Consider the following 15537-nt stretch of genomic DNA (forward strand, 5'->3'; position numbering starts at 1 on the left):
CAATGGGCCCATGCAGACGCTCACTGCCGTGGCCCATCGCGGCGACCCGTACCGCTTCCGTGAGAACACGCTCGACTCGCTGCGTTCCGCGCTCGACCAGGGCGCGGACGCCGTCGAGTTCGACGTCCGCCTCACCCGGGACGGCGTGCCCGTGCTGCTGCACGACGAGACGCTGAAGCGGCTGTGGGAGCTGGACCGGCCGTTGCGGTCGCTGTCGGCGGCCGAGGTGCGCGGGCTGACGGCGGGCGCGGTGCCGACGCTCGCGGAGGCGCTCGCGGCGACCGACGGCAGCCGCGTGATGCTGGATCTGCCGGGCACCCGGGAGGTGCGGACCGCCCGCCGGATCGTGGACGCCGTACGGGAGGCGGGGGCGGCCGACCGCGCGTACTACTGCGCCGACGGCACCGCCATGCTCGCCGTGCGCGCTGCAGACCCGTCCGCCGAGATCGCCCTGACCCACACCAGCCTGGCGCCCCCGCGCCCGGCCCTGCTCACCGCGGTCAAGCCGCGCTGGCTCAACTACCGCTTCTCCCTGGTCGACCGGGAGCTGGCCGCGCGCGTCCACCACGACGGCTACCTGCTCTCCGTCTGGACCCCCGACACCCGTCGTTCGCTGCGCCGGCTCATCGACCTGGGCGTCGACTCGATCACCACCAACCGCATCGACGTCCTGACCGCCCTCCGCGAGCAGGGTGACCCGGACTGCTAGAACGGGTCCTGGCTAGCTAGACGCGTGAGCGCTGCGCCACGGTCGCCAAGTCGGCCGGGGTCTCGCGGGTGACGTACTGCGGGACAGGTGTGTCGTCCTTGCCTGTGTCGCGGACCAGGCCGTAGCGCCGGGCGCCCTGGGCGGGGCCGGTCGTGACGTCCTTCTCCACGGCGTCCCACGTCGTCGGGAAGACGTTGAGGTTGTAGTCGGCGCCCCGCTCGTTCACGGTGAGGGTGACGCTGCCGGTGAGGTAGAAGTACTCGTTCTGCCACATCTGCTGAGCGCCGCCCGGCAGCACGGTGTACCCGGTGGTCTTGTTGCCCATGCCGGTGTCCGTGCGGTCCGTGTCGCTGACGGGGTCGTCCATGCGGCGGCCGCCGCCCGAGGCCACATGGAAGAGCTTGCCCCGGAGGCCGGTCCAAGTCGGCATGACCAGGTTGCCGGGGCGGTACTGGGGAAATATCTGCCAGCGCACGAGGACATAGCCCTGCCCGCTGAGCGTCACGCCGTCCCCGCGGTGGTTCATGGTCGCGTGCGCCCCGCCGCTGCTGGTGAGGCCGGACGCGGGCCGCTGCGGCAGGGCGGCGGGCGGGGTGTCGGGGGCGGGCGCGCCGTCGACGGCATCGACGACACTGCCGTACAGCGCGGTCTTCTTCTGTGTCACCGAGGGCGAGGGGGACGGCGACGGCGACGGCGAGGCGGACGGGGAAGGGGTGGGGGAGGCGGCGGGCGGCGCGGGGGCGGGGGTGCTCGCCGCCGTGGGGACGACCGCCGCGCGCCGGGGCGGGTCGTCGGGGCTCTGTACGACGACGTAGGCGCCGCCCGCGGCGAGGGTCGCGCCGGCCGTGACTGCGACGGCCGGCTTGGTCATCGCGGTCAGCACCTTCGCGGACCAGCCGACGGAGGCCGTGCCGGTGGCCGCCGCGGCCGTCTTGCCGCCGAGGGCCAGGGAGAGCGTGAAGCCGACCGGGATCGGCACCAGTGCGATCCCGACGAGCAGCCGTTCCGCCGGGACGACGGACTCGCTGGTGTCGCCGCAGTAGCCGCAGCCGCGAATGTGCCGGGCCAGCCGCTTGCGCCATACGGAGTCCGGGCGGCCGTTCCAGCGGGCGGTCACCTCGCGCAGGTCGGGGCAGGCGCCTTCGAGGGCGCGCACGATGCCCCGCGAGACCTCCAGGCGCTCCTTCACCCGCTGCACGCGCACCGCGGCGTGCTGGCGGCTGATGCCGACGGCGGCGGCCAGCTCGCGGCGGGTGAGTTCGCCGGCGACCTCGAGCCACCACAGGGACAGCAGTTGCCGGTCCTCGTCGTCCAGCCAGCGCACCGCCTCCGCGACCTCGCGCCGCTGGCCCTCCAACTGGAGCCGGAGAACGGTGAGTTCGGCGAAGTCGGCGGCCCCGTCCTGCGGCACGCTCTCGTCGAGGCGCTGCGTCGTCCTGCGGCGCGCGCGGTCCCGGATCTGCCGCATGGCGATCGCGACCAGCCAGGAGCGGAAACTGTCGGGGTCGCGCAGCGAGCCAAGGTTGCCGACGGCGCGGAGCATGGTCTCCTGGACGACGTCGTCGACGTCGGCATGGCCGTTCAGGGCGCGGCCGACGATGTTGTAGACCAGCGGCAGCCAGCCCGCGACCAGTTCGTCCAGCGCCTGCCGATCTCCGGCCTGCGCGTTTGCGATGGTGGCACGCCAGTGCGCGGCCTCGGCGTCGGCGTACGTCCTCATGCCCGCACCCTCTCAGCCGGGCCCCCGCTGTTGGCAATGTCGGAGATCACACCCGTGGGGACGAGCGGAACGGGCCCGGGATAACACTTTTTCGGCACCCGTAGGAGAAGCCCCGCACAACTCCCCCATCCTGCACGGGACTTGCTCGGGGTTCTGTCAGGGACCGGCACCCTCCCCGCCGACGATCCGGAACGACCCCGCCCCGTCGGACGACCTTCGAGGAGGTGTACGCGCACCGCTTCGACACGCTGCCCCCGCGGCAGGTCGCCGCTTCGGCGGGAGTCGTCTACTCGGTCGACTCCACGGACGCCAAGGGCGAGGACATGAACCCGGTGGCCAAGCGCATCGCCCTGGCGGCACTCACATAGCCGACGCCACGACCGCCACCGCCACCGCCGGAGCCCCTTTCACGGCGAGAGTGACGGTGTGCTCGGGTCGGACGGGGTCGTCTGCCGCCCGGAGGGGCTCGGCTCGCCCACGGGGGTGCGGGCGGTGTCCGGGACAGCGGTGCCGTCGGGGGCAGTCGAGGGCAGGCGGTCCGGGGCGGGGGTGGCGGCCCCCTGCGTAGGGCGCTCGGTGCCGGGCACGACGGACGGCGAGGGCGTGGGCGGCGAGGGCATGGACGACGACGGCACGGAGGGTGAAGGCGTGGGCGCCGTCGGGGAACTGCTCATCGGGGGCGGGGCGAGCGGGACCGCCGGGCGGGCGGGCGTGTCGGACGCAGTCAGGCGCAGCGGGAGCAGGACGGCGAGCGCGGCGACGGCGCAGGTCGCGCCGACGCCTGCCGCGGCGCGCAGCACCCGGCGGCGGGCCGCGCCGCGACGGATCTGCTCGTACCGGCCGGGCGGCGGGCCGAGGTGGCCGGGGGTGGGGCGCAGGATGACGGTGAGCGGGTCGTCGGGGTCGAGGTCCGGGCCGTCGTCGAAGTCGTCAGCGGGTGTGATCAAGGCTTCTCCTCAGATGGGCGCGGAGCAGTTCGCGGGCCGCGTGCAGGTCTGCCTTGACGGTTCCTTCCTTGCGCCCGGTCAGCACGGACACCTCCCTGATCGGCATGTCAGCGTAGTAGTGCAGCAGGATCGGGACGCGCAGCCGGTCGGGCAGCGACTGCACGAGCAGCCGCACAGAGGGGTCGGCCGGTTCGGCGGGCGGGGCGACGGCGGCCTCGACGGTGGCCCTGCGCACGGCCCTGCGCTCCCGCTCGAGCTTGCGCCAGTGGTCGCGGACCAGGTTGGCGGCGGTGACGAAGAGGAAGCCCTGGGGCTCCGCCACGCTCGTCCAGCGGGCCCAGAGCCGGGTGAACGCCTCCGAGGCGATCTCGTGCGCCGTCTCGTCGTCGTCGACGAGACGGCGGCACCAGCCGGCGAGGCGTGGGTAGAGGGCGGCGAACAGCTCGGACGCCGCCCTCTCGCGCGTGCGTGACCGTTTCAACGTTCTCCCGCGGAACTCGACGCGGCACCGGAACCGGTGCTCAGCGCGGCGAAGACGATCACGTTGTCGCGGTACCCGTCGCCGGTACGGGGCCCGCCGCACGTGATGAGACGCAGTTCGGGCCGGTCCACGTTCCCGTAGACCTCCTCGGTAGGGAACCGCGCCTTGTCGACGGTCCGTACATCGGTGACGGCGAACGCGGCCGTCGTGCCGTTCTCCAGGCGCGCCTCGATCCGGTCGCCCCGGTGCAGCCGGTCGAGGTGGCGGAAGACGCCGTCGCCGTACCGGCCGACCGTGACATGGGCGAGGATCACCGACGGACCGGTCTCCCCCGGTGTCGGCGAGTGCTCGTACCACCCCGCCCGGTCGTGCTTCTCGACGGGAGGCACCTGCACGCTGCCGTCGCCGGCCAGCCCCAGCCGCATGACCCGGGTGTCGACCCCGATGGCCGGAATCCGCAGCCCGACCGGCGCCGAGCGGGCAAGGGGACGCGCCGCCCGGCCGGAGGGGGTCGAGGACGCGCCCGGGGTCCGTGCGGCGGTCGTGGCGACCGGGTCGGCGGAGGCGGCCGGGGCGTCGTCGGCCGCGTGGCCGGCGCAGCCCGTGAGCAGCAGCACCGCCAGGGCCGTCAGGGCCGGGGCGCGCCTGGAGAGCGCCCTCATGCGCCGGTCGCCCTCCGGCGCCGTACGACGTAGAAGGCCGCGCCGGCCGCCGCGAGCGCCGCGGCCGCGCTGCCGCCGATCACTCCGGTGTGGCTCTCGGAGGGCTCCGCGACGCCGGTGTCGGCCGCTCCCCTGGGCACGACGCTCACCTGGCTCGGCATGGTGCTCGGGGCCGTGCTGGCCGCGGGCGCGGCGCTCGGGGCGGTGGAGGGGTCGGCCGGAGCCTCGCTCGCCGCCGGGGTGGCGGCGCTGGGGACGGGGGTCGGCGTGCCGTCGGCGAGCGCGGGGGCCGCGCCCGCCAGCAGGGCGGCGCCGGCAACTGCCAGGGCGGCGAAGCCCGTTCGGGGCATGAGTCGCATGAATCGCTCTCTTTCATCGGTCCGTTGACGGATCGAGCGGAGAGACGAGGCAGCCCGGGAACAGGTTGTAAAGAGATGGCAAAGCCCTTTTCGGGGGTCCCGGCCGGGAAATTCGGGGGTCCCAGCCGGGAAAGGGGCGCAGGCGGATCGGCGCCAGGCGGCCTACTCGGGCTTCCTTCCCCAGGCGGTGAGCATGCCGGCCGACAGCGCGGCGCATTCGTCGGAGTCCAGGTACCGGATCGCCTCCTCAACGGCCGGCTCGTCGACCAGGCCGGTGGCGAGGATCGCCGCTCTGCTCCGCTCCCAGGTGTCCGCCCAGAAGCGGCTGATGGGACTGCCCGGCAGCAGCGGCGGCACATGAATCTCGGCGGCGACGGACGCGAGCCCCGCCCCGCGCAGCAGGTGCGGGTACGACGGCACCCAGGAGACATCGGTGCCGATGGCGGCCCCCAGCCCCTGCCACATCGCCCGCATCACCGCGGTGTACGGCGTGCCGGGCGTCCGGTCGCTCGTCAGGTCGACCGCGTCACTGAGCACCAGCACACCGCCGGGCGCGACGAGTTCGGCGAGATGCGTGATCAGACGGTCGTGCTCGGGCAGATGCATCAGCACGAAGCGCGCGTGAACGAGCCGGAACCGGCCGGGGGCGAAGTGCGGGGCGGTGATGTCGGCCTTCAGCACGTCGAGCCCGGGCACGGCCCGCTCGGTGAGGAAACGTACGTCGCGGTCCACGGCGAGGACGCTCGCCACCCCGGCCTCGTCCAGCAGCCGGCGGGAGACCGTGCCCGTACCGGCGCCCACGTCGAGGCACCGCCATCCCGGGCCGGCCCCGAGGGCCCGCAGCCGCGTCATGGTGAAGTCGTCGTAGGCGAGGGCGCCGAAGTCGATGCGCTCGCCCTCGCCCGCACGTTCGGGACCGAAGACGGTTTCGCCGTAGCGGCCGTCGCCCGGCGCGCCCCCGTGTGGAGGGGCGCTCACGTCGCAGTCGGCTCGACGCCGAGGGTGTCGTCGTCGAACGGTTTCATGGCCGGGCCTCTCGCGCGGTGGGACGGTGCCGGGGGACGGCGGTCCCGAGACCGCCTGCGCACCGATCGTCCACCGGCGGCCGCCCTCGCGGCCGAGGCGCGCCGCGCCTGAGCCGATCGGCTCAGAGGGGAGCGTCGAAAGGCGAGGGGCGTGCGCACGGCACGCCCCTCGCTGCGGTGGCCCGCCTCCTACACGTCCAGGGACGTCATCACGTGCTTGATGCGCGTGTAGTCGTCGAAGCCGTAGGCCGACAGGTCCTTGCCGTAGCCGGACTTCTTGAAGCCGCCGTGGGGCATCTCGGCGACCAGCGGGATGTGGGTGTTGATCCACACGCAGCCGAAGTCCAGCTTCTTGGACATGCGCATCGCCCGCCCGTGGTCCTTGGTCCACACGGAGGAGGCGAGGGCGTACTCGACGCCGTTGGCCCACTCCACCGCCTGGTCCTCGTCGGTGAAGGACTGAACGGTGATGACCGGTCCGAAGACCTCGTTCTGGATGATCTCGTCGTCCTGCTTCAGCCCGGACACGACGGTCGCGGCGTAGAAGTAGCCCTTCTCGCCGACCCGCTGGCCGCCCGCCTCGACCTTGGCGTGGGCGGGCAGCCGCTCGATGAAGCCGGTGACCTGCTTGAGCTGGTTGGGGTTGTTCAGCGGGCCGTAGAGCACGTCCTCGTCGTCCGGCTGGCCGGTCTTCGTCTCGGCCGCGGCCTTGGCGAGCGCGGCGACGAACTCGTCGTGGATCGACTCCTGGACGAGGACGCGGGTGGCCGCCGTACAGTCCTGGCCTGCGTTGAAGTAGCCGGCCACGGAGATGTCCTCGACGGCCTTGGCGATGTCGGTGTCCTCGAAGACGACGACCGGCGCCTTGCCGCCCAGCTCCAGGTGGACGCGCTTGACGTCCTTGGCCGCGGACTCGGCGACAGACATGCCGGCGCGGACCGAGCCGGTGATGGAGGCCATCGCCGGGGTCGGGTGCTCGACCATCAGCCGGCCGGTGTCACGGTCGCCGGTGACGACGTTGAAGACGCCCTTGGGCAGGATCGAGCCGACGATGTCGGCGATCAGGACGGTGGAGGCGGGCGTCGTGTCCGACGGCTTGAGCACCACCGTGTTGCCCGCGGCGATCGCCGGGGCGAACTTCCACACGGCCATCATCATCGGGTAGTTCCACGGCGCGACCTGCGCGCAGACGCCGACCGGCTCACGGCGGACGATCGACGTCATCCCGTCCATGTACTCGCCGGCCGAGCGCCCCTCCAGCATCCGGGCGGCCCCCGCGAAGAAGCGGATCTGGTCGACCATCGGCGGGATCTCCTCGGACCGCGTGAGCCCGATCGGCTTGCCCGTGTTCTCCACCTCGGCCGCGATGAGTTCCTCGGCGCGCTCCTCGAACGCGTCCGCGATCTTCAGCAGGGCCTTCTGACGCTCGGACGGGGTGGTGTCGCGCCAGCCCGGGAAGGCCTTGGCCGCGGCCGCCATCGCGGCGTCGACGTCCGCCTGGCCGGACAGCGGCGCGGTCGCGTACGCCTCGCCCGTCGCGGGGTTGACCACGTCGGTGGTCCGTCCGTCGACGGCGTCCCGGAACTCACCGTCGATGTAGTTGCGCAGACGACGCAGCTCGGTGCTCACTGCCGGCCTCCTGTCGGTTTCTGACTGTTGGGGGGTGTCCATGGACTGAGACACCCACCCTAATCCGCCCGCCCACGTTTTCAACACCCCCATCCCCGCATCGACTGCGGAATCCGCAGATCTCACTCACGTAAACAACGAATTTCATCGCATCGACCTTGCGGAACTGTCGAGACGTCGTGCACAGTGAGGCCGTGGCCAGTCGAAGCGCAGAGCACAGGGACTCCCGCGAGTCCAGGAACGGCAGCACCCCTCACCTCGATGCCGTCAGCCTCGCCATCATCGAGCAGCTCCAGGAGGACGGCCGCCGGCCGTACGCGGCGATCGGCAAGGCCGTCGGCCTCTCCGAGGCGGCGGTGCGTCAGCGCGTCCAGAAGCTGCTCGACCAGGGCGTGATGCAGATCGTCGCCGTCACGGACCCGCTCACCGTGGGCTTCCGCCGGCAGGCGATGGTCGGGATCAACATCGAGGGCGACGTCGAGTCCATCGCGGACGCGCTGACCGACATGCCGGAAGTCGAGTACGTGGTGATGACGGCGGGCTCGTTCGACATCCTCGCCGAGATCGTCTGCGAGGACGACGACCATCTGCTGGACGTCATCAACAAACGCATCCGTGCCCTGCCGGGCGTGCGCTCCACCGAGAGCTTCGTCTATCTGAAGCTGAAGAAGCAGACCTACATGTGGGGAACCCGATAACCGTGAGGACCCGATAACCGTGAGCACCAAGGACCTCAGCCGCACCGCGTACGACCACCTGTGGATGCACTTCACCCGCATGTCCTCGTACGAGAACTCCCCGGTCCCGACGATCGTCCGGGGCGAGGGCACCTACATCTACGACGACAGGGGCCGGCGCTACCTCGACGGTCTCGCGGGTCTGTTCGTGGTCCAGGCCGGTCACGGCCGCACCGAGCTGGCCGAGACCGCCTTCAAGCAGGCGCAGGAACTCGCGTTCTTCCCGGTGTGGTCCTACGCCCACCCCAAGGCCGTGGAGCTGGCGGAGCGTCTCGCCCACCACGCGCCCGGCGACCTCAACAAGGTCTTCTTCACCACCGGCGGCGGCGAGGCCGTCGAGACCGCCTGGAAGCTCGCCAAGCAGTACTTCAAGCTGCAGGGCAAGCCGACCAAGTACAAGGTCATCTCCCGCGCGGTGGCGTACCACGGCACCCCGCAGGGCGCCCTGTCCATCACCGGCCTGCCGGCCCTGAAGGCCCCCTTCGAGCCGCTCGTCCCGGGCGCGCACAAGGTCCCGAACACCAACATCTACCGCGCCCCGATCTTCGGCGACGACCCGGAGGCCTTCGGCCGCTGGGCCGCCGACCAGATCGAGCAGCAGATCCTCTTCGAGGGCCCGGACACGGTCGCGGCGGTCTTCCTCGAGCCCGTCCAGAACGCGGGCGGCTGCTTCCCGCCCCCGCCCGGCTACTTCCAGCGGGTCCGCGAGATCTGCGACCAGTACGACGTGCTGCTCGTGTCGGACGAGGTCATCTGCGCCTTCGGCCGCCTCGGCACGATGTTCGCCTGCGACAAGTTCGGCTACGTCCCGGACATGATCACCTGCGCCAAGGGCATGACCTCCGGCTACTCCCCCATCGGCGCCTGCATCGTCAGCGACAAGCTGGCCGAGCCGTTCTACAAGGGCGACAACACCTTCCTGCACGGCTACACCTTCGGCGGCCACCCGGTCTCCGCGGCGGTCGGCCTCGCCAACCTCGACCTGTTCGAGCGCGAGGGCCTGAACCAGCATGTGCTGGACAACGAGGGCGCGTTCCGCGCGACGCTGGAGAAGCTGCACGACCTGCCGATCGTCGGCGACGTCCGCGGCAACGGCTTCTTCTACGGCATCGAGCTGGTCAAGGACAAGACGACGAAGGAGTCCTTCAACGAGGAGGAGACCGAGCGCGTCCTGTACGGCTTCCTGTCCAAGGCCCTCTTCGACAACGGCCTGTACTGCCGTGCCGACGACCGCGGCGACCCGGTCGTCCAGCTCGCCCCGCCGCTGATCTCCAACCAGGAGACGTTCGACGAGATCGAGCAGATCCTGCGCGCCACCCTGACGGAGGCGTGGACGAAGCTGTGACGTCAGCCTGATCAGCTGATCAACACCGGCCCCGACGTCGACCGTTCGAGTGAGAAACGGCGGCCCGGGGCCGCGTGCTGTCCGGATGCCCGCTCTCGCCTCCTTAGCGTGCCAGTGACCGATCGGCCCTGCCTTCGTTCCCCCGCACGGGGGATTGGCACGGGAACCACAGATCTGAAGCGAGGTGTACGCCCATGGAGGCCCCGCCGGACAACGACGTGCTCTGGGCACGCTCCCTGCACTTCACGCACCGCGACGGCTCACCCGGCCTCGGCGGGGTCTCGCTGGAGGTACGGGAGGGCGAGATCCTCGCCGTCAGCGGCCCGCGCGGCAGCGGCAAGACGACCCTGCTGCGCTGTCTGTCCGGCCTGGTGCCCGCCCAGCGTGGCGAGGTCTGGTTCAACAGCGTCCCCGTGCACACGATGGGCCCGATGGCCCGCGAACGGCTGCGCCGCGACCGCTTCGGCTGGATCGACCCGGTGCCGGTCCTCGTCCCCGAACTCAACGTCTGGGAGAACGCGGCCCTCCCCCTGATGCTGCGCGGCACCAGCCGCCGCCGGGCCAAGGTCGCGGCCCTGGAGTGGCTGGAGCGCCTCGACATCGGCGACAAGTCCCACAGCCGCCCGTTGGAACTCACCCAGGCCGAGCGCCAGCGCGTCTGCATCACCCGCGCCCTGGCCCCCGCCCCCTCCGTCCTCTTCGCGGACGAGCCGACGGCCCCCCTGCACCGCGCGGACCGGGCCCATGTCCTGCGCACCCTGACGACGGCGGCCCGCTCCCACGGCATCACCGTGGTGCTGGCCACCCACGACCCGGAGACCGCGGCCCTCGCCGACCGCACGGTGCCGCTGCTGGACGGGCGCCGGGTGAAGACGGTCCATCTGCCGCCGGTCACGGAGCAGGAAGGCCGGGGGGCCGCGTGCTCGCTCTCCGTCTGACCCGCAGCGCCCACCCCGCGGTGCAACTGCGCCGCCTCCTGGTGGCGACGGCCTCCGCGGGCACCGGTTTCCTCCTGCTCAGCACCCTGGGCCAAGCCCTCACCCACCCCGAGCCTTCGACCACTTCCCTGCTCCGCCTCGCCTGGTGCGCGGTTCCCCTGACGGCGACGGTCTACTTCGCCCTCGCCGTCGCCCGCACCGACCCCGGCACCCGTCCCCGCCCCGGCCTGGCGGCGATCGGCCTCGGCCCGACGCGGCTGATGGCCGTCTCGGCGACGACGACAGCCCTCTCCACCCTCCTCGGCTCGATGCTGGCCCTGCTGCTCTTCCTCCACCTCCGCGGCGACCTCACAGGCATGCCGTTCGACGGAGCCGCACGGGACTTCCTGGCCGCGAACCAGCCCCTCCCCCTCCCGGCGACCCTGACCCTGCTCTCCCTCGTACCGGTCACCTCGTCCCTCGCCGTGGCATGGACACTGCGCCCGAGAGACACCCAGGTGGCAGCCCGGGCAACCCCAAGGATGCTGGGCCGCTTCGGGGCGAACGGGAGAAGGGACACAGGGGAGAGATTCGGCGAGTACGGCAGGTTCGGCGCACGCCTCCAGCCGCAGCCCGCGGGCAGTCGTACCGCCTCGGGCGGCTCCCGGCCCACGGACGACAGCACCCCGCAAACGCCGGACGGCATGACCAACCCCCCGGCACCGGCACCGGCACCAGCAGCGACCGGCGACGCTCAGGAGGCGTCGGACCACCTCCCCGACCTCACCGCACCCCCCGCCCTCGCCGCACCCCCCAACCCCACCGCCCTCCCCTGGGGCGCAGCCGTCCTCGCCGCCGGCCTGGCCGTGGAGGCGTACGCGAACCGCTCGGCGAACCCGAGCACCTTCCCCCTCCCCGGCGGCCTCCCCACCGGCCCCGCCGCGGTACTCCTCGGCTGGACCCTGACCGCCGTGGGCCTCGCCCTGGCCGGCCCCGGCCTCACCCTCCTCTGCGGCCGTCTGCTCCAGTCGGCCCGCCCCGGCGCACTTCGCCTCCTCGCCGGCCGCGGCCTGATGCAGGAGGCGTCCCGCATCGGCCGTCCGCTGGGCGTGGTCTGCGCGGTGGCCTCCGGTGCGTACACGATGGCCGCGCTGTACGACCCGGCCGACGCGTCCTTCGGCCCGCTCAGCACCCTGGGCGCGCTGGTCGTGGCGGGCTGCACCGTCGCCACGCTGCTGACGGCGGCCGTGGAGGCGAGGCAGGCACGCGCCGACACCACCGCCGCCCTCCTCCGCCTGGGCGCCCCGGCCAAGACGCTGCGCAGCGCCGCCGCCCTGCGCACCGGCGCCCTCCTGGCCCTCTTCGTCCCGCTCACCCTGATCGTGGCCGAACTCGCGTCGCTCCCCCTGACCGACTGAGCCCCGCCGGACCCTTGCCCGACCCTCGCCGGACCCTCGCCGGACCCTCGCCGAAAAAAGATCCCGGCCCACCGATGAGTTCCGCGCGACCCCCCGGTCTACCCCGCCGTACAGCACACCACCCGATGGGAGAGACCCGATGACCGCCCCGGCCTACCAGCAGATGATCTTCGTGAACCTGCCCGTGAGCGACCTCGACGCCTCGAAGAAGTTCTTCACGGAGCTCGGCTACACGATCAACCCGCAGTTCAGCGACGACAACGCGGCCTCGGTGGTGATCAGCGACACGATCATCGCGATGCTCCTCACCAAGCCGTTCTACTCGACCTTCACGGACAAGGAGATCGCGGACTCCACGAAGAGCAGCGAGGTCCTGATCGCCCTGAGCGCCCAGAGCCGCGAGAAGGTCGACGAACTGGTCGACAGGGCGCTCGCCCTCGGCGGCTCGCCCAGCGGTCGGACGCAGGACATGGGCTTCATGTACGGCCGCTCCTTCGACGACCTCGACGGCCACACCTGGGAGGTCATCTGGATGGACCCGTCGGCCGTCCAGGGCTGACCGAAGCCGGTACCGGCGCCGATGCCGGAACCGGCCGGTCCGCCGCACGGCCGTGCCTAGCATGGGCGGGTGCATCCGACGACACCCGCCCAGCCGTTCGACGGTTCCCACGACCGTGAGATCGAGTCCCTCGCCGAGTTCGACGAGGTCACCCGGACTCACGGCACGCTCTCCCATTTCCGCGTCCAGGCCGTCGATCTGACGGACCGTACGGACACCCTGCTCGCCCTGGACACCTCGGGCGCCGTCTTCCTCGGCTGCCCCATGGCCCCGGAGGCGGCCGCGAAGTCCCGCGCCTCCGGGGCCCTGGTCTTCCCGCCCGTACCGGGCCTGCCCTTCGACCCGTACCGCGGCTTCGTCTACACGCCGGACGAGTTGTTCGAGTCCCTCGACGAGGGCTACGAGGCGACCCCGGACGCCCGTACGTACGCCTGGTTCCAGCAGACCAAGGCGGACGGCGACATATTCGGCTCGATGCTCCGCTCGATCCACGACGACGCCGTCTCGGACGCGCTCGACGAACTCCTCGTCGGCGCCCGGGTGGTGGGAGTCATGGGTGGTCACGCCATGGCGCGCGGCACAGAGGAGTACGCCGGCGCCGCCCGCCTCGGCCGTGAACTCGCCCGCACCGGGCTCACGGTGGCGACCGGCGGCGGCCCCGGCGCGATGGAGGCCGCGAACCTCGGCGCGTACGCCGCCCCCTTCGACGGCGAGATGCTGACCGACGCGCTGCGACTCCTCGCCAAGGCGCCGAGGTTCACGCCCTCGATCACCGAATGGGCGCGGGCCGCCTTCGAGGTGCGCGCCAACTGGCCCGGCGGCGGCCCCTCGGTGGGCATCCCCACCTGGTTCTACGGCCACGAGCCGCCCAACCCCTTCGCCTCGCACCTCGCCAAGTACTTCTCCAACGCCACTCGCGAGGACGGCCTGCTGGCCCGCTGCAACGCCGGAGTGGTGTTCCTGCCGGGCGCCGCCGGGACCGTCCAGGAGATCTTCGACAACGCGACGCCCAACTACTACGGGTCGCGGGGCGAGCCGACGCCGATGGTGCTCGTGAACCGGGAGCACTGGACCGAACGCCTGCCCGCCTGGCCGCTCTTGCGGTCACTCGCCCGGGAGCGGTCGATGGAGTCCCGTATCGCCCTCGTTGACCGGATCGAGGAGGCGCCGGAGGCGTTGAAACGTCTCGATGCTTAATAAGCGGGCAAAGTCGGCCGCTCAGAGGCGTCCCCGCATTGACACTTCTTATGAAACGCTTATAGACCTGTGAGCCTGCTGGGGATGGTGACGCACTCGGCTCACCGGGGGCGCCATCTCCCCCTCCACCCCCCGCAGTTGCGCATCCCGTAAAGGACAAACGTGTCCCTTTCCCGCCGTACCGCCGCCCGTTCGGTGCGCATGCTCGGTGTCACCACCGCCGCCGCCGCCCTCGCGTTCAGCGCAGCGGGCAACGCAATGGCCTGCAAGATCGGCGACTTCTCCGCTGCCGCCGGCTGTGACGGCGCCAAGGGCGTCATCACCGTGACCGACAAGGACGCCACGGGCGTCGAGGCCCAGGTCACCGTCTTCCTCGAGAACAACAACGCCGACGTCCGGCAGGTCGGCACCGCCCAGACCGTGGCCGGCTCCGCCAAGGGCACGGACATCACCTTCGCCGAGGACTGGCAGCCGGGTGCGGTCTACCGCGTCCACATCGAGGCCACCGCCAAGAACGGCAAGAAGGTCAACGCCGACATCACGCCGAACCTGTCCGTCCCGGCCAAGGCCTGCAAGGCCGACGACACCTCCACGCCGTCGACCACCCCGTCCGGAACCCCCTCCGGCACTCCGTCCTCGACCCCGTCGGACACCGCTTCGCCGCCGGCCGACACCGCCGCCCCGAGCCCGTCCGACTCGGCGAGCGACAGCGCCGCGCCCGCGCCCTCCGCGAGCAACGCCCCGTCGGCCGCCGTCCAGGAGTCCAACCTCGCCGAGACCGGCGCCAACTCCAACACCGGTCTGATCGTCGGCATAGCGGCCGCGCTGGTCGCCGTCGGCGGTGGCGCGGTGTTCTTCGGCATGCGTCGCCGTGGGTCCAGCAACCGCTGACCCGCACGACGAACAGCACGCGTGTGTGGCCCGTCCCTTCGCCGGGGCGGGCCACCCGCATGGTCGGCCGCCGGCCCGCCCGCGCCCGGCTTCCTCAGCCGAACTTCGTCTTCTCCAGCCAGAGCTCCAGCAGCTCGCGCTCGCCGAGCACCTCCAACCCCGGGCTGTCCAGGGGTAGTCGGCGGTAGAAGGCGAGCAGCACGGAGGTGAGCGGGCCGCGCAGGGCGACCGTCGCCTTCTCGTGACCGCGACGCCAGACGATCCCGCGCTCGGTGAGCTCGATCAGCCTCCCCCACCCTTCGGTCGGGGGGACCCCCATCTCGCTTCGCTCGGCGTTCAGGTCAGCCGTCGTGTCGGTGGCGTGCAGGTGGATGCTGCGGCCCGGGACGAGCAGTTCGTCGTCCACCGCCTGCGGCATGTTCCGCTGCACCCACTCCACGAGTTGCAGCCACTCGTCCAGCGCGTCGGCTGCCACGTCGGGCGCGACCTCGTAGGGCAGTCCGGCGGCGACGGCGGCGTCCGCGCGGTGCACGGTGATCTCGTGGGTCATCCGGCGCGCCCAGAAGCCGGAGTCGAGCGTCCCGGCCCAGCCCCACACCTTCGCGTCGGGACCGGCCTCCCGTAGCGCGCCGACGACCAGCTCGCCGGTCTCGGCGAGCCAGGCGTCCAGCGCGGCCGGGTCGCCCTCGCCGTCCGGGCCGCCGTACAGCGGCACCGACTCCGCCGGGATCTCCTCCTGGGCCCGGGTCCGCACCAGCGCGTCCACCCAGCGCAGGGCGCCGCCCATATGCCGCACGAGTTGCTCCAGCGACCAGTCGGGGCAGGTCGGCACGGTGGCCGACAGGTCCGCCCCGGAGGTCACCACGGCCCTCAACAGGCCGACCTGGTGGGCGATTTCGTCGCAGTAGCGGTCATGTGCGAGAAGGGTCATACGTAACACC

17 protein-coding genes are annotated in these 15537 nt (G+C 72.0%); 9 read left to right on the top strand and 8 right to left on the bottom strand.

What is annotated here, in order from left to right; genetic code table 11:
• The first annotated feature begins 10 nt into the window (after window positions 1-10).
• Complete coding sequence (locus tag B5557_RS12500; RefSeq protein ID WP_079659193.1) at window positions 11-709, top strand: glycerophosphodiester phosphodiesterase; 699 nt, start codon at window positions 11-13, stop codon at window positions 707-709.
• Window positions 710-725: 16 nt separating this feature from the next.
• On the opposite strand, the gene B5557_RS12505 is transcribed toward B5557_RS12500, so the two are convergent.
• Entirely contained in the window at window positions 726-2429 is a 1704-nt protein-coding gene (locus tag B5557_RS12505; protein WP_079659194.1) for an RNA polymerase sigma factor, read from the bottom strand.
• A gap of 224 nt (window positions 2430-2653) precedes the next feature.
• On the opposite strand from B5557_RS12505, the gene B5557_RS43665 reads away from it, so the two are divergent.
• Complete coding sequence (locus B5557_RS43665; protein WP_159424374.1) at window positions 2654-2797, top strand: hypothetical protein; 144 nt, start codon at window positions 2654-2656, stop codon at window positions 2795-2797.
• Between the two features lie 39 nt (window positions 2798-2836).
• Here B5557_RS43665 and B5557_RS12510 read toward each other — a convergent pair whose 3' ends face one another.
• The 6 genes from B5557_RS12510 to B5557_RS12535 all read right to left on the bottom strand — a co-directional run bounded on the left by B5557_RS12510 (window position 2837) and on the right by B5557_RS12535 (window position 7532).
• On the bottom strand, window positions 2837-3376 hold the full coding sequence (locus tag B5557_RS12510) for a hypothetical protein (protein ID WP_079659195.1): 540 nt from the start codon (window positions 3374-3376) through the stop codon (window positions 2837-2839).
• On the bottom strand, window positions 3360-3857 hold the full coding sequence (locus tag B5557_RS12515; protein ID WP_079659196.1) for an RNA polymerase sigma factor: 498 nt from the start codon (window positions 3855-3857) through the stop codon (window positions 3360-3362). The genes B5557_RS12510 and B5557_RS12515 overlap by 17 nt, the downstream gene beginning before the upstream one ends.
• Window positions 3854-4519: a class F sortase gene (locus tag B5557_RS12520; RefSeq protein WP_079659197.1), complete on the bottom strand. Its 666-nt coding sequence runs from the start codon at window positions 4517-4519 to the stop codon at window positions 3854-3856. Before B5557_RS12520 ends, B5557_RS12515 begins: the two co-directional genes overlap by 4 nt.
• Entirely contained in the window at window positions 4516-4869 is a 354-nt protein-coding gene (locus B5557_RS12525; protein WP_079664751.1) for a hypothetical protein, read from the bottom strand. The genes B5557_RS12520 and B5557_RS12525 overlap by 4 nt, the downstream gene beginning before the upstream one ends.
• 171 nt (window positions 4870-5040) lie before the next feature.
• The gene (locus B5557_RS12530) at window positions 5041-5856 is read right to left on the bottom strand and encodes a class I SAM-dependent methyltransferase (protein WP_079659198.1); all 816 of its coding nucleotides are present in this window, start codon (window positions 5854-5856) and stop codon (window positions 5041-5043) included.
• 236 nt (window positions 5857-6092) lie between these two features.
• Complete coding sequence (locus tag B5557_RS12535) at window positions 6093-7532, bottom strand: gamma-aminobutyraldehyde dehydrogenase (RefSeq protein WP_079659199.1); 1440 nt, start codon at window positions 7530-7532, stop codon at window positions 6093-6095.
• A 179-nt stretch (window positions 7533-7711) separates the two neighbouring features.
• Between B5557_RS12535 and B5557_RS12540 the strand changes: the two genes are divergently transcribed.
• The 7 genes from B5557_RS12540 to B5557_RS12570 all read left to right on the top strand — a co-directional run bounded on the left by B5557_RS12540 (window position 7712) and on the right by B5557_RS12570 (window position 14596).
• On the top strand, window positions 7712-8230 hold the full coding sequence (locus B5557_RS12540; protein WP_079659200.1) for an Lrp/AsnC family transcriptional regulator: 519 nt from the start codon (window positions 7712-7714) through the stop codon (window positions 8228-8230).
• A 19-nt stretch (window positions 8231-8249) separates the two neighbouring features.
• Complete coding sequence (locus B5557_RS12545) at window positions 8250-9614, top strand: aspartate aminotransferase family protein (protein ID WP_079659201.1); 1365 nt, start codon at window positions 8250-8252, stop codon at window positions 9612-9614.
• Window positions 9615-9808: 194 nt separating this feature from the next.
• Window positions 9809-10552 (top strand): ABC transporter ATP-binding protein, encoded by a 744-nt coding sequence (locus B5557_RS12550; protein ID WP_079659202.1) that lies wholly within the window; start codon window positions 9809-9811, stop codon window positions 10550-10552.
• Window positions 10534-11949, top strand: a complete 1416-nt coding sequence (locus B5557_RS12555) for a hypothetical protein (protein ID WP_079659203.1) — start codon at window positions 10534-10536, stop codon at window positions 11947-11949. The genes B5557_RS12550 and B5557_RS12555 overlap by 19 nt, the downstream gene beginning before the upstream one ends.
• A gap of 139 nt (window positions 11950-12088) precedes the next feature.
• Window positions 12089-12508 carry a VOC family protein gene (locus B5557_RS12560; RefSeq protein WP_079659204.1) on the top strand — a complete coding sequence of 140 codons (420 nt, stop codon included), beginning with the start codon at window positions 12089-12091 and terminating at the stop codon, window positions 12506-12508.
• A gap of 69 nt (window positions 12509-12577) precedes the next feature.
• On the top strand, window positions 12578-13705 hold the full coding sequence (locus tag B5557_RS12565; protein WP_079659205.1) for an LOG family protein: 1128 nt from the start codon (window positions 12578-12580) through the stop codon (window positions 13703-13705).
• A 162-nt stretch (window positions 13706-13867) separates the two neighbouring features.
• The gene (locus B5557_RS12570; RefSeq protein WP_079659206.1) at window positions 13868-14596 is read left to right on the top strand and encodes an LAETG motif-containing sortase-dependent surface protein; all 729 of its coding nucleotides are present in this window, start codon (window positions 13868-13870) and stop codon (window positions 14594-14596) included.
• 94 nt (window positions 14597-14690) lie between these two features.
• Here the strand turns inward: B5557_RS12570 and B5557_RS12575 are convergent, their stop codons facing one another.
• Window positions 14691-15527, bottom strand: a complete 837-nt coding sequence (locus B5557_RS12575) for a maleylpyruvate isomerase family mycothiol-dependent enzyme (RefSeq protein WP_079659207.1) — start codon at window positions 15525-15527, stop codon at window positions 14691-14693.
• Window positions 15528-15537 lie beyond the last annotated feature (10 nt).

Source organism: Streptomyces sp. 3214.6, from assembly GCF_900129855.1.
Classification (GTDB): Bacteria; Actinomycetota; Actinomycetes; order Streptomycetales; family Streptomycetaceae; genus Streptomyces; species Streptomyces soliscabiei.